Raw genomic sequence first — 13,482 nt, 5'->3', positions numbered from 1 at the left:
ACGTCCATCGTAGGAAGGCGGGGGGACATGGCACCTGAACAAATGGCCGGGGGACCGGACGCCGAGGTCCCCCTGCCGCCCGCGCGCCCGCTCGACGCCGTCGATCAGGACATCCTCACGATGCTCCAGGCGGACGGCCGCGCGTCCATACGGTCGGTGGCGGAGCGCGTGCACGTCTCGCGGGCCAACGCCTACGCACGGATCAACCGCCTCGTCGAGGACGGCGTGATACGGGGCTTCGGGGCGCGTGTCGACCACGAGCGCGCCGGTCAGGGCACGTCGGCGTACATCACGCTGAAGATCGTGCAGAACTCGTGGCGCGCGGTGCGCGAACAGCTGAGGGTGCTCCCGGGGGCGTCCCACATCGCCCTGGTGGGCGGCGACTTCGATGTGCTGCTGCTGGTGCACACCCCGGACAACCGGACGCTGCGCGAGCTGGTGCTGACCCGGCTGCAGGCCATCCCGGAGGTGCTCAGCACCCGCACCCTGCTGGTCTTCGAGGTGGAGGACGTGGGGCCGGAGGGCTGAGGACGCGGGCCGGGGCGGGCCGGAGCAGCGGCCCCCGTCGGCTCTCCCCGTCGAGTCAGTCCTCTTTCCGGAGCCCGCCGAAGACGAGCCGCACCACCGCGTCGGCGACCTCGCGCTCGCCCATGCCCCGTCCGTCGGGCCGGTACCACTCGACGATCGAGTTGATCATGCCGAACACGAGCCGGGTGGCGAGCCGCACCTCCATGTCGCCGCGTACGTCGCCCTCCGCGGCCGCCGCCGTCAGCAGCTCGGCGACCCGGTGGTCGAAGTCCCGGCGCCGCTCCAGGGCCCAGCGCTCGGTGGCGGTGTTGCCGCGCACGCGCAGCAGCAGCGTCACGTACGGCAGCTCGGCGGTGAGGACCTCGACCATGCGCCGCGTGACGTACTCCAGGCGCGCCACGGCACGCCCCACGCGCGCGTGCTCCTCGTCGAGGATGGCGAAGAGGCCGTCCAGCGCCCGGCTCACGGCCCGGCGCAGCAGCTCCTCCTTGCCCGAGACGTGGTGGTAGATCGAGGACTTGGAGATGCCGGCCGCCTTGGAGAGGTGCTCCATGGACGTGCCGTCGTAGCCGCGCTCGTTGAAGACCCGGACGGCGACCGAGAGCAGCGTCTCGGGCGTGTAGGTGTCCCGCTTGGCGGTGGTCATGAGGTGCCCTCACGCTCGGCGGAGGCGTACGCGTGGCGGTACAGCGCGAGGGACGGCGCGTAGCGGCCCGAGGGGTCGCGCAAGTGCAGGTCGTCCAGGAGGGAGTACGCCCAGTTCCTGCCCAGTTCCCGGCTCCACTCGAAGGGGCCCAGGGGGTAGTTGACGCCAAGTCGCATCGCCGTGTCGATGTCCTCCTCGGTGGCGACGCCCTTGGCGACCGCGTCGTGCGCCAGGTCGACGACGCGGGCCACGGTCCGCGCGACGATCATGCCGGGCACGTCCCCGATGACGCTGACGTCCTTGCCCAGCGCCTGGAAGAGACCGGTTCCCTCCGCGAGCGTACGGGGCGCGGTGTCCTGGGAGGCCGACAGCGCGATCCGGGTCGCCCTGCGGTAGTCGAGGGCCAGGTCGAAGTAGACGACGTCACGGAACTCCACCGAGGTCTGGCCGTCGGCGAGGACCAGCTGGCCTCCGCCGGGCAGCACCAGGCGGGTGCCGTGGTCCTCGTCCTCCTCGCGGACCTCGATGCCCGCCTCGCGGATCAGGGCGAGCAGTTCGCGTGCCGGGCCGAGATCACCCTCGGCGACGACGTACGCGGGCGGTTCGGCCCGGTCGGCGGTGTGCGGCTCGGGGCGCTCGGCGCCGTCCCCGTAGTCGTACCAGCCGTGTCCGGACTTGCGGCCGTGCCGGCCCGACTCGACGAGCCGGCGCTGGGCGAGGGAGGGCGTGAAGCGCACGTCCTGGAAGAAGGACTCCCAGACCGAGCGGGTGACGGACTCGTTGACGTCCTGCCCGATGAGGTCGGTCAGCTCGAAGGCGCCCATCCGGAACCCGCCCGACTCGCGCAGCACCGCGTCGATCGTGGCGGGGTCGGCGGCCTGGGACTCGTAGACCGCGAAGGCCTCGGCGTAGAAGGGGCGGGCGATGCGGTTGACGATGAAGCCCGGGGTGTCGGCGCAGGCGACCGGCGTCTTGCCCCAGGCGCGGGCCGTCTCGTACGCGCGCGTGGCCGACGTGACGTCGGACGCGAAGCCGGAGACGACCTCCACGAGGGGCAGCAGCGGGGCCGGGTTGAAGAAGTGCAGCCCGACGAAGCGGCCCGGCTCGCGCAGGGCGCCCCCGATGGCCGTGACGGACAGCGACGAGGTGTTGGTGGCGAGCAGGCAGTCGTCCCCGACGACGTCCTCCAGCTCCCGGAACAGCTGCTGCTTCACGTCGAGCCGTTCGAGCACCGCCTCCACGACGAGGGCGCAGTCCGCGAGCTCGGTGAGGGCCTTCGCCGCGTGCAGCCGGGCGCGTGCGGCGTCCCGGGCGTCGCCGGTGAGGCGGCCCTTCTCGACGAGCCGGTCGAGGCGGGCACCGATCGCCTCGACCGCCGCCGTGGCGCGGCCGGGCACGGCGTCGTACAGCCGGACGGGGTGGCCGGCGACCAGCGCGACCTGGGCTATGCCCTGGCCCATGGTGCCGGTGCCGACGACGGCCACGGCGCTGCTGAGGTCGAGTGCTGTCATGCTCGCGATCCTCCCGCACGGCGTTTTCCACAGATGCGGCGGATCCCCTTGTCCCGACCGATCGTTCGGTTACTCTAACTCTGTCCGTACGTCCCTGCCCAGCTCGCGAGTGCGATGAAGCGCTCCAGAGACGAGGAGTTGGTCCCTCATGGCCGCCGAGCTCACCGCGAACCAGTTGATCGCACAGCACCGGCCCACGCTCGACCAGGCGCTGGAAGCGATCCGCACGCGCGCGTACTGGTCCCCGCACCCCGAGCACCCCAAGGCCTACGGGGAGAACGGCAGCCTGGGGGCGGCCGAGGGCAAGGCCGCCTTCGACGCCCTGCTGGGCAGTCGCCTCGACCTCGGCCAGCCCGGCACGGACGACTGGGTGGGCGGCGAGGTCTCGCCGTACGGGATCGAGCTGGGCGTCAGCTATCCGCACGCGGACGTCGACGTGCTGCTGCCCGCCATGCGCGCCGGACAGCGGGCGTGGCGCGACGCGGGCGCCGAGGTGCGCGCCATGGTCTGCCTGGAGATCCTCAGCCGCATCAGCGCGCGGACGCACGAGTTCGCGCACGCCGTCATGCACACCAGCGGCCAGGCCTTCATGATGGCGCTCCAGGCGGGCGGCCCGCACGCCCAGGACCGCGGCCTCGAAGCGGTGGCGTACGCGTACGTCGAGCAGGTCCGCACCCCGGACACCGCGGAGTGGATCAAGCCGCAGGGCAAGCGTGATCCCCTGGCGCTGACCAAGCGGTTCACACCCGTCCCGCGCGGCATCGCCCTCCTGATCGGCTGCAACACGTTCCCGACGTGGAACGGCTACCCGGGCCTGTTCGCCTCCCTCGCCACGGGCAACGCGGTGCTCGTGAAGCCCCACCCGCGCGCGGTGCTGCCGCTCGCGCTCACCGTCCAGGTGGCCCGCGAGGTGCTCACCGAGGCCGGCTTCGACGCGAACCTCGTTGCGCTGGCCGCCGAGCGGCCCGGCGAGGGCATCGCCAAGACCCTCGCCCTGCGCCCGGAGATCCGGATCATCGACTACACCGGTTCCACGGCGTTCGGTGACTGGCTGGAGGCCAACGCCCGCCAGGCGCAGGTCTACACGGAGAAGGCCGGCGTCAACACGGTGATCGTGGAGTCGACCGACGACTACAAGGGCATGCTGTCCAACCTGGCCTTCTCCCTGTCCCTGTACAGCGGCCAGATGTGCACCACCCCGCAGAACCTGCTCGTCCCGCGCGACGGCATCCGTACGGAGGAGGGCCCCCGGTCCTTCGACGAGGTCGTCGCGGACCTCGCGAAGTCGGTCGGCGGACTCCTCGGCGACGACGCGCGCGCCAACGCCCTGCTGGGCGCCATCGTGAACCCGGACGTGAAGTCCCGACTGGAGGCCGCCGCCGGTCTCGGCGAGGTCGCCCTCGCCTCCCGCGAGGTCACCAACCCGGACTTCCCGGACGCCGTCGTCCGTACGCCCGTGATCGTCAAGCTCGACGGCGCGCGCAAGTACTGGGACGGCGCGGAGGAGGAGCCCGCCTTCATGAGCGAGTGCTTCGGCCCGGTGTCCTTCGCCGTGGCCGTCGACTCCGCCGACGACGCGGTGGAACTGCTGCGGCGGACGGTGCGCGACAAGGGAGCGATGACCGTCGGCGCGTACACCACCTCCGACGACGTCACCGAGGCCGTCCGCGAGGCCTGCCTGGAGGAGTGCGCCCAGCTCTCGCTGAACCTCACGGGCGGTGTGTACGTCAACCAGACGGCCGCGTTCTCCGACTTCCACGGCTCCGGCGGGAACGCCGCGGCGAACGCCGCGCTGTGCGACGGCGCCTTCGTGGCGAACCGCTTCCGGGTGGTCGAGGTCCGCACGGAGGCCTGAGCCGGGAAGCCCAGACCGCCCTAGAGGGCCGCGCCCCCGGGGGCACTCCAGTGGAACAGCGTCATGGCCACACTGGTCGCGAGGTTGTAGCTGGAGACCTGGGGGCGCATCGGCAGGGACACCAGACGGCCGGCGCGGGCGCGCAGTTCCGGCGACAGGCCGCTGCGCTCCGAGCCGAAGGCGAGCACCGCGTCGTCCGGGAGCCGCAGCCCCCGGATGTCCTCGCCCTCCGGGTCGAGCGCGAACACCGGCCCCGGCGGCAGCTCCGCGACCGGCAGCCGCTCCACGGCCGTCGCGAAGTGCAGCCCCGCACCGCCGCGCAGCACCGTCGGGTGCCAGGGGTCCAGGGTGCCCGTCGTGACCACGCCGGTCGCCCCGAAGCCCGCCGCGAGACGGATCACGGCGCCCGCGTTGCCCAGGTTGCGGGGCTCGTCGAGGACGACGACGGGCGCGCCGCGGGGCATCCGCGCGAGCGTGTGCAGATTCGCCTCGCGCGGGGGCCGTACGGCGAGGGCGGCCACGGCCGTCGGATGCGGGCGCGCCACCAGAGCGCGCAGCGTCCTCTCCGGGACCTCCACCAGAAGTGCGTCCATCGCGTCCCGCACGTCCGGGGCGAGCTCGTCCGCGAGAGCGAGGGCACTCTTGCGGTCGGCGGTGACCGCCACCTGGACGTCCGCCTGGAAGCGGACCGCGTGCTTGAGGGCGTGGAAGCCGTCGAGCAGGACGGCGGCGCCGGTGAGCTCGTTCCAGACCCGCACCGGGTCGCGCCGGGCCTCCGGGCGGTCCCGTGGCGGATCCGGGTGCGTGCCCGGCTCCGGACCCCGGTGCAGTCGCGGCTGATGCCCCTCGACGCTTCCCCGGGTGCCGTGCGGATCGGTGGCGCTCATGCCGTGAAGCCTACGTGCGCCCGGCCGGCCGTCTCCGGAGTGCGCCGCTCCTTCCCCCGCGGCCCCGGCACCGTCCCGTTCCCGCCGCCCGGGAACAGCCGTCCACGCGCGCGTGCCGCCCGGCCTCCGGCCCATCGCAGGAAGGACGTCGGCAGGAACACCGCGTCGGCGGCGATCATCGCGAGCGAGAAGAACGGCAGCCCGAGAACGACCGCGATCACGGCGTGCTCGGTGATCATGGCCGCCAACAGGACGTTCTTCACCCGCCGGTTGAACAGGGTGAACGGGAAGGCGACCTGCGCCGCGACCGTGCCGTACGTCACCAGCATCACCAGGGTGCCGTGCGCGGTCAGCAGGTCCGAGAGGGCGGGCCAGGGCGAGAAGTAGTCGAGGTGGAGGGGGTAGTAGACGGCCGTCCCGTCCTGCCAGCGCGAGCCCTGGATCTTGTACCAGCCGGCCGTCGAGTAGATGAGGCACGCCTCGGCCATGATCACGAGCAGGGCCGCGTTGTGGACGATGTTGCCGAGGACGTCCAGCAGGATCCGCGGCTGCGCGCCACGCGCCGAGCGGCCGGCGAGCCACCACAGGCCGTGGGCCGACCAGGACCCCCACAGCACCAGCTCCATCAGCAGGCCGCCGCCGAGCTTCCCCGTGGCCGACGCCACGAGCAGTACGAGCCCGAGCACGGCCCACAGGAGCGGGCCGACCCGGTCGGCACGGGCCGGCGACTGTGCGGGCTGTTCGGGGAGTGCGGGGAGTGCGGGCTGTTCGGGGAGTGCGGGCTCTCCGGGCTGTACCGGCGGTGCGGGAAGCGCAGTGGTACGCGCGCGTGCCGTCCGGTCGAGCCGGTCCCTTCCGGCCCGGCGCGCGTCCAGCGACCACACCTGGCCGCAGCGCGTGAAGACGAGGTAAACCGCCATCAGATGGATGACGTTGTCTCCGCCGTCGCCCATGAAGATGCTGCGGTTCTGCAGCGACAGCACGCCGACCATGAAGAGCACGGACATCGTGCGGGTGCGCCAGCCCACCAGGAGCAGCGCGCTCGACAGGACGGCCAGCGCGTAGACGGCCTCGAACCAGGCCCGGCCGTCCGACCACATGAGGACGCTGAAGGCGCCGTTGTCCGTGATGAGCCGCTGGGCGAGGTCCCAGCTCCAGGGCCCGTCGGGCCCGTACAGCTCCTGGCGGTGCGGGAACTCACGCAGCAGGAACAGCAGCCAGGTGACCGAGAACCCGATCCGGATCACCGCCGTCTGGTACGGCCCCAGGGCCGTCTCCGTGACACGGGTGACCGCGCGCGACACGCTCAGGGCGAAACGGTTCACGGCGCGCCCGCCTCCGTCCTGTCCTCGGTCCCGGCCTCCGTGAGGTCCGCGAGGTCTCCCGCGGACACCGTCCACCAGGGCAGCTCGCGGATCAACGGCTCGTCGGACACCTGCTCCTCGCTCCACTTCGGAGCCGGCACGTTGGTGGTACGGGAGCGGAACTGCACCCGTTCGACGACGGCACCGTCACCGCCGGCCCGGGCGCGGTCCAGACGCAGCACCGCGATGCGGCGCAGATAGCGCTCGGAGAGGTCACCCCGCAGACCGGCCGGCCGGTTGTCGTTGTCGTGCGTGCCGACATAGAAGTCCCAGGCCCGGCGCAGTTCGTTCTGCTGGGTGTGGCTCGGCAGCAGATTGCCGTCGATGGCCGCGCCGTCGCGCGCGGACAGGTCGTACCAGCCCGTCGTGCTCCGGGCCCCGTCCGGCGTACGGACCTCGGCCCGCACCTGCACGGCGATGTTCTGCTGCAGCGGGTTGGGGGCGAAGAGCTTCCAGTTCTGCTCGAACTCGGGGTAGATCCACTCGTCGATCGCCCGCCCGTGCTGTTTGGTCACGGTGTTCGAGGGGGCGACGTGCAGGAAGACCATGCCGAGGTGCACGACGGCGGCGACCGCGACGACCGCGAGGGCAAGGGCGGCGACGATCTGGTACCGGAGGGACAGCGCGGCCATGCCGACGGGCGCGGCGCCGGAGGCCGGGGTGCCGGGGAGCTCGGTGCTGGGGGGCACGGTGCTGGGGGGCACGGTGCCGGGGGGCACGGTGCCGGGGGGCACGGGAGCCGTTTCATCGGCGGACGCGGACGCGAACGTGCCCGGGGCGCCCGGGTAGCCGGGGGGGCTCGGCGTTCCGGATGCGGGGGCCGGTATCCGCGGGGCGAATGCGGGCGAACCGTCGCTCTCCGGGCCGGACGGTGTGCCCTTCGGCCCGTGCCGGGCGTTCGCGCCCTCGTCGTGCGCGTCCTGCGCGTCCATGCAGCCCCGATTCCGTTCCCGGTCCGCCGCCGCCCCGGGCAGCGGGACGCCGCGCGACCCGCGTGCACCGCGCCGCGGCGTTCGCACAGGAAAGGTACTCAGGCCCACCCGCCCGGCACAGCCCCCTTGGCCACAGCGGTCACCACCGTGGCCATGAGGTTATCCACAGCGGTTGACACCATACGGCGCCCGACCCACCATTGAGTCGAATGAACCGAACGATCGGTCGGTAGGGAATGAGAGGTCGAGGGGGACGGCATGGCGACAGCAGCAGCGCACCACACGGCCCGGTCGCACGCGAGCGGACCGGCAGAGGATGAGGCGTGGGCGGCCGCGCAGGAGGCCGTCTTCGACGCCGCCGTCGCGGCCGACGAGCGGATCGAGCCCCGCGACTGGATGCCCGACGCGTACCGCTCCACGCTGGTCCGCCAGATCGCGCAGCACGCCCACTCCGAGATCATCGGCATGCAGCCGGAGGCCAACTGGATCACGCGGGCGCCCTCGTTGCGCCGCAAGGCCATCCTGATGGCGAAGGTCCAGGACGAGGCGGGCCACGGTCTCTACCTGTACAGCGCGGCGGAGACCCTGGGCACCAGCAGGGACGAGCTCCTCGACAAGCTGCACAGCGGCCGCCAGAAGTACTCGTCGATCTTCAACTATCCGACGCTCACCTGGGCGGACGTCGGCGCCATCGGCTGGCTGGTGGACGGCGCCGCGATCACCAACCAGGTCCCGCTCTGCCGCTGTTCGTACGGGCCGTACGCGCGCGCGATGGTCCGCGTCTGCAAGGAGGAGTCCTTCCACCAGCGCCAGGGGTACGAGCTGCTGCTGGCCCTGAGCCGCGGCACCGCCGAGCAGCACGAGATGGCCCAGGACGCGGTGAACCGCTGGTGGTGGCCGTCCCTGATGATGTTCGGCCCGCCCGACGACGAGTCCGCGCACTCGGCGCAGTCGATGGCCTGGAAGATCAAGCGCCACTCGAACGACGAGCTGCGCCAGCGCTTCGTGGACATCTGCGTCCCCCAGGCCGAGTCGCTCGGCTTGACCCTCCCGGACCCGGACCTGGTGTGGAACGAGGAGCGAGGACACCACGACTTCGGGCCCATCGACTGGTCCGAGTTCCGCGAGGTCCTCAAGGGCAACGGCCCCTGCAACGAACAGCGGATCACCCAGCGCAGGCGCGCACACGACGAGGGCGCGTGGGTACGCGAGGCCGCCGCGGCGTATGCGGGCAAGCGAGCGGCCGGCGGTGCCCACGACAGCGACAACGGCGACAGCGGTTACAGCGGCGACAGCCACGGCGCCGGCACGGCGGACACGCACGGAAAGGCACGAGCATGACGACCAACGACTGGCCTCTGTGGGAGGTCTTCGTGCGCTCCCGCCGGGGCCTCTCGCACACCCACGCCGGCAGCCTGCACGCTCCGGACGCCGAGATGGCCCTGCGAAACGCGCGCGACCTGTACACCCGGCGCGGCGAAGGCGTCTCGGTCTGGGTCGTGCCCTCCACCGCCGTCACGGCCTCGTCCCCCGACGAGAAGGACTCGTTCTTCGAGCCGGCCGCGGACAAGCCGTACCGCCACCCGACGTTCTACGAGATCCCCGACGGGGTGAAGCACCTGTGACGACCGCACGCGCAACGCCCGGGACGGACGCCTCGCAGGCCACCGCGGCCGGCTCCGCCGTCGACGCCGCGGCGCTGGCCCTCGGCGACGACGCACTGATCCTCTCCCACCGCCTGGGGGAGTGGGCGGGGCACGCCCCGGTGCTCGAGGAGGAGGTGGCACTCGCCAACATCGCCCTCGACCTGCTGGGCCAGGCCCGCGTCCTGCTCTCCATGGCGGGTGACGAGGACGAGCTGGCCTACCTCCGCGAGGAGCGCGCCTTCCGCAACCTCCAGCTCGTGGAGCAGCCGAACGGCGACTTCGCGCACACCGTCGCCCGTCAGCTCTACTTCTCCACCTACCAGCGGCTGCTGTACTCGCGGCTGACGGCCACGGACAGCCGGTTCGCACCGCTCGCGGCGAAGGCCGTCAAGGAGGTCGCCTACCACCAGGACCACGCCGAGCAGTGGACCCTGCGGCTCGGCGACGGCACCGACGAGAGCCACCGCCGTATGCAGCGGGCCTGCGACGCCCTGTGGCGCTTCACGGGCGAGCTGTTCCGGCCCGTCGAGGGCGTGGACGTCGGCTGGGCCGCGATGGAGACGTCCTGGCTGGAGTCCGTCACCGGTGTCCTCCGCCAGGCGACGCTGACGGTGCCCGAAGGACCCCGCTCCGGTGCCTGGACCGCCGGTGCGGGACGCGAGGGACTGCACACCGAGTCGTTCGGGCGGATGCTCGCCGAGATGCAGCACCTGCACCGCAGCCACCCGGGGGCGTCATGGTGACCGGCACGTCCACGACTCCGCTCGAGGAGGAGCTGCGCCGCCTCGCCGGCTCCGTGCCCGACCCCGAGCTTCCCGTGCTCACCCTGGAGGATCTCGGGGTCCTGCGCGCGGTCCACGTCGGCGGCACCGGCGCGGTGGAGGTCGAGCTGACGCCGACGTACACCGGCTGCCCGGCCATCGAGGCCATGTCCGCCGACATCGAGCGCGTGCTGCACGACCACGGCGTGCGCGAGGTGTCCGTGCACACGGTGCTGTCGCCCGCCTGGTCGACCGACGACATCTCCGACGAAGGCCGCCGCAAACTGCGGGAGTTCGGGATAGCACCCCCGCGTACCCAGCGCCCCGCCGGACCCGTTCCGGTCGAGCTGGGACCGGTCCGTACCGCCACCGGCACCGCCACCGGCGGCGCTCCGGCGGGGGACGCCGCCGACCCGGCCCCCGTCGCCTGCCCGCACTGCGGTTCCACCGACACGGAGCTGCTCAGCCGCTTCTCGTCGACCGCGTGCAAGGCGCTGCGCCGCTGCCTGTCCTGCCGTGAACCCTTCGACCACTTCAAGGAGCTGTGATGGCCCGCTTCCACCCGCTCCGGGTGGCCGAGGTCGACCGGCTCACGGACGACTCCGTGGCCCTCGCCCTCGACGTGCCGCCGGAGCTGCGCGACGCGTACCGGCACTCCCCCGGCCAGCACCTGACCCTGCGCCGCACGATCGACGGCACGGAGGTCCGGCGCACCTACTCGATCTGCTCCCCGGCGCCCGCTTCGGCACCGCAGGGCGAGGGCCCCCGGACCCTGCGGGTCGGGGTGCGCTTCGTCGAGGGCGGCGCGTTCTCGGCGTACGCGCTCAAGGAGATCGGTGCCGGTGACGAGATCGAGGTGATGACACCGGCGGGACGGTTCACGCTCGACCCGGCACCCGGGCTGTACGCGGCGGTGGTGGGCGGCAGCGGGATCACCCCGGTCCTGTCGATCGTCACGACGCTGCTGGCACGCGAGCCCGAGGCGCGGTTCTGTCTGATACGCAGCGACCGGACGTCCGCCTCGACCATGTTCCTGGAAGAGGTCGCCGACCTGAAGGACCGCTACCCCGACCGGTTCCAGCTGGTGACGGTGCTGTCCCGGGAGGAGCAGCAGGCGGGACTGCCGTCCGGGCGGCTCGACCAGGAGCGGCTCACCGGACTGATCCGGGCGCTGCTGCCCGTCGACCGGGTGGCGGGCTGGTTCCTGTGCGGGCCCTTCGGACTGGTCGAGGGCGCCGAGCGGGCGCTGCGCGACCTGGGCGTCGCACGGTCGCTCATCCACCAGGAGATCTTCCATGTGGACGGTGGCACCGCCGTGGCGTCCACCGTCCCCGCGCCCGCGCACAGCACGGTGACCGCGCGGCTCGACGGCCGCGGCGGCACGTGGCCGGTGCAGGAGGGCGAGTCCCTGCTGGAGACGGTGCTGCGCAACCGGCCGGACGCCCCGTACGCCTGCAAGGGCGGAGTCTGCGGAACCTGCCGCGCCTTCCTCGTCTCCGGTGAGGTGCGGATGGACCGCAACTTCGCGCTGGAGCCCGAGGAGACCGAGGCGGGGTACGTACTGGCCTGTCAGTCGCATCCGGCCACGGAGAAGGTCGAGCTCGACTTCGACCGGTGACGGCCCCCTGGCCGCACGGCCCGGCCGCCTCCCGAAGAGACGCCGCGCGCGGTCCCCGTCAGGCCTCGAAGCCTGACGGGGACCGCGCGCGCAAGAAACAGAGACCGAACCGGGGCCTGCGCCCCGGCCCGGCCGGGGCGGGGCGGGAACGGGAGCCGGAGCACCGGGCCCAGAGAGACCGAGGGCTGGAGCTCCCGGTCTAGAGCACGAAGCCGGGCTCGCCCTTGTCGTCCACGACGGGCCGGCCCGCGGCCGCCCACACCTGCATGCCACCGTCGACGTTCACCGCGTCCACACCCTGCTGGACCAGATACATCGCGACCTGGGCCGACCGGCCGCCGGAGCGGCAGATCACATGGACCCGCCCGTCCTGGGGCGCCGCCTCGGTGAACTCGCCGTACCGGGCGACGAACTCACCGATGGGAATGTGCAGAGCCCCCTCGGCGTGGCCCGCCTGCCACTCGTCGTCCTCCCGGACGTCCAGCAGGAAGTCCTTCTCCGCGAGATCCCCGACCTCGACCGTGGGCACACCAGATCCAAAACGCATGTCTCCGACGCTACCCGACCGGACCCGCGATCCGGCCCCTCCGGACAGTCCGGTCCAGGACAGTCCGGTCCGCACGGTCCGATCCGCACGGTCCGGTCCGCACCGTCCGGTCCTGCGGGCTACGCGGTCAGCCGGGCCAGCTCCGCCTCGCGCTCGCCGACCTGCGTCAGAAGCTGTTCGGCGATCTCGTCGAGCAGCCGGTCCGGGTCGTCCGGTGCCAGCTTGAGCATGGCCCCGATCGCGCCCTCCTCCAGCTCACGGGCGAGCAGGCTGAGCAGTTCCTTGCGCTGGGCGAGCCACTCCAGCCGGGCGTACAGCTCCTCGCTGCGGCTGGGCTCGCGCTCCTCGGGCACAGGACCCGCGGCCCACTCCTCGGTCAGCTCCCGCAGCATCGTCTCGTCGCCCCGGCTGTAAGCCGCGTTGACCCGGACGAGGAACTCGTCCCTGCGCCCGCGCTCGCCCTCCTCCTGCGCCAGGTCCGGGTGGGCCTTGCGGACCAGGTCGCGGTAGAGCCGACGGGCTTCGTCGCTCGGACGCACCCGCTCCGGGGGCCGCACGGGCTGCTCCGTCAGCATCGCCACCGCTTCCGGGAACAGGCCCTCCCCGTCCATCCAGCCGTGGAACAGTTCCTCGACCCCCGGCATGGGCATGACGCGGGCCCTCGCCTCCCGGGCCTTGCGGGCGTCCTCCGGGTCGCCGGTGCTCGCCGCACGCGCCTCGGCGATCTGAGCCTCCAGTTCGTCGAGGCGCGCGTACATCGGACCGAGCTTCTGGTGGTGCAGCCGGGAGAAGTTGTCGACCTCCACACGGAAGGTCTCCACGGCGATCTCGTACTCGATCAGCGCCTGCTCGGCTGCCCGCACGGCACGCTCCAGCCGCTCCTCGCCCTCGGACGGCGCGGACGCCGGCTCCTCGGGGCGGGCCTCGTCCCCAGCCGCCTCGGCCCCGGCCGCCCGGGTCTCCTCGGCCGCCAGGGTCTCCTCAGCTCCCGCCTCGGCCCCCTCGGGGTCCGTCCCGGCCGCACCAGGCGCCTGTGCGGCCTCCTGACCGGCGTCCGGGGCACCGGGCCCGGACGGCTCCCGGCCGCCCTCGTCGGCGGTCGGGACCTGGCTCTGCTCAGCTTCCGGCGTTGTCACCCGACCAGCGTAGGCCACGGCCCGCGGCGCCCGTTCCGGATCACCGGCGGA

At 72.7% G+C, this 13,482-nt stretch carries 14 protein-coding genes; 7 read left to right on the top strand and 7 right to left on the bottom strand.

What is annotated here, in order from left to right; genetic code table 11:
• The first annotated feature begins 27 nt into the window (after positions 1 to 27).
• Positions 28 to 528 (top strand): winged helix-turn-helix transcriptional regulator, encoded by a 501-nt coding sequence (locus ACFY93_RS14365; RefSeq protein ID WP_391357733.1) that lies wholly within the window; start codon positions 28 to 30, stop codon positions 526 to 528.
• A gap of 55 nt (positions 529 to 583) precedes the next feature.
• Here ACFY93_RS14365 and ACFY93_RS14360 read toward each other — a convergent pair whose 3' ends face one another.
• Complete coding sequence (locus ACFY93_RS14360) at positions 584 to 1,174, bottom strand: TetR family transcriptional regulator (protein ID WP_391357730.1); 591 nt, start codon at positions 1,172 to 1,174, stop codon at positions 584 to 586.
• A complete protein-coding gene (locus ACFY93_RS14355; RefSeq protein WP_391357727.1) occupies positions 1,171 to 2,685 on the bottom strand; it encodes a 3-hydroxyacyl-CoA dehydrogenase in 1,515 nt (504 codons plus the stop codon). Before ACFY93_RS14355 ends, ACFY93_RS14360 begins: the two co-directional genes overlap by 4 nt.
• 148 nt (positions 2,686 to 2,833) lie before the next feature.
• On the opposite strand from ACFY93_RS14355, the gene paaN reads away from it, so the two are divergent.
• Positions 2,834 to 4,540, top strand: coding sequence for a phenylacetic acid degradation protein PaaN (paaN, locus tag ACFY93_RS14350; protein ID WP_391357724.1), 1,707 nt, complete (start codon positions 2,834 to 2,836; stop codon positions 4,538 to 4,540).
• Between the two features lie 20 nt (positions 4,541 to 4,560).
• Here paaN and ACFY93_RS14345 read toward each other — a convergent pair whose 3' ends face one another.
• Genes ACFY93_RS14345 through ACFY93_RS14335 form a run of 3 tightly spaced genes read right to left on the bottom strand, consistent with a single transcriptional unit; the run spans position 4,561 to position 7,723 of the window.
• Positions 4,561 to 5,427: a TrmH family RNA methyltransferase gene (locus ACFY93_RS14345; protein ID WP_391357721.1), complete on the bottom strand. Its 867-nt coding sequence runs from the start codon at positions 5,425 to 5,427 to the stop codon at positions 4,561 to 4,563.
• On the bottom strand, positions 5,424 to 6,752 hold the full coding sequence (locus ACFY93_RS14340; protein ID WP_391357719.1) for an HTTM domain-containing protein: 1,329 nt from the start codon (positions 6,750 to 6,752) through the stop codon (positions 5,424 to 5,426). Before ACFY93_RS14340 ends, ACFY93_RS14345 begins: the two co-directional genes overlap by 4 nt.
• Positions 6,749 to 7,723: a DUF5819 family protein gene (locus tag ACFY93_RS14335; protein ID WP_391357716.1), complete on the bottom strand. Its 975-nt coding sequence runs from the start codon at positions 7,721 to 7,723 to the stop codon at positions 6,749 to 6,751. The genes ACFY93_RS14340 and ACFY93_RS14335 overlap by 4 nt, the downstream gene beginning before the upstream one ends.
• A gap of 258 nt (positions 7,724 to 7,981) precedes the next feature.
• Between ACFY93_RS14335 and paaA the strand changes: the two genes are divergently transcribed.
• Genes paaA through ACFY93_RS14310 form a run of 5 tightly spaced genes read left to right on the top strand, consistent with a single transcriptional unit; the run spans position 7,982 to position 11,748 of the window.
• A complete protein-coding gene (gene paaA / locus ACFY93_RS14330) occupies positions 7,982 to 9,064 on the top strand; it encodes a 1,2-phenylacetyl-CoA epoxidase subunit PaaA (RefSeq protein ID WP_391357713.1) in 1,083 nt (360 codons plus the stop codon).
• Positions 9,061 to 9,348, top strand: a complete 288-nt coding sequence (paaB, locus tag ACFY93_RS14325; RefSeq protein ID WP_391357710.1) for a 1,2-phenylacetyl-CoA epoxidase subunit PaaB — start codon at positions 9,061 to 9,063, stop codon at positions 9,346 to 9,348. Before paaA ends, paaB begins: the two co-directional genes overlap by 4 nt.
• Positions 9,345 to 10,112, top strand: a complete 768-nt coding sequence (paaC, locus tag ACFY93_RS14320) for a 1,2-phenylacetyl-CoA epoxidase subunit PaaC (protein WP_391357707.1) — start codon at positions 9,345 to 9,347, stop codon at positions 10,110 to 10,112. The genes paaB and paaC overlap by 4 nt, the downstream gene beginning before the upstream one ends.
• The gene (gene paaD, locus ACFY93_RS14315) at positions 10,106 to 10,678 is read left to right on the top strand and encodes a 1,2-phenylacetyl-CoA epoxidase subunit PaaD (RefSeq protein WP_391357704.1); all 573 of its coding nucleotides are present in this window, start codon (positions 10,106 to 10,108) and stop codon (positions 10,676 to 10,678) included. Before paaC ends, paaD begins: the two co-directional genes overlap by 7 nt.
• Entirely contained in the window at positions 10,678 to 11,748 is a 1,071-nt protein-coding gene (locus ACFY93_RS14310) for a 2Fe-2S iron-sulfur cluster-binding protein (RefSeq protein WP_391357701.1), read from the top strand. The genes paaD and ACFY93_RS14310 overlap by 1 nt, the downstream gene beginning before the upstream one ends.
• Positions 11,749 to 11,947: 199 nt before the next feature.
• Here the strand turns inward: ACFY93_RS14310 and ACFY93_RS14305 are convergent, their stop codons facing one another.
• Positions 11,948 to 12,277 (bottom strand): rhodanese-like domain-containing protein, encoded by a 330-nt coding sequence (locus ACFY93_RS14305; protein ID WP_391358026.1) that lies wholly within the window; start codon positions 12,275 to 12,277, stop codon positions 11,948 to 11,950.
• A 137-nt stretch (positions 12,278 to 12,414) separates the two neighbouring features.
• Positions 12,415 to 13,431 (bottom strand): hypothetical protein, encoded by a 1,017-nt coding sequence (locus tag ACFY93_RS14300; RefSeq protein ID WP_391357698.1) that lies wholly within the window; start codon positions 13,429 to 13,431, stop codon positions 12,415 to 12,417.
• Between the last annotated feature and the right edge of the window lie 51 nt (positions 13,432 to 13,482).

Source organism: Streptomyces sp. NPDC008313 (assembly GCF_042956125.1).
Lineage (GTDB): Bacteria > Actinomycetota > Actinomycetes > Streptomycetales > Streptomycetaceae > Streptomyces.
Note: the sequence above shows the minus strand (reverse complement) of the source record. Positions and strands in the feature narration are given on the sequence as shown.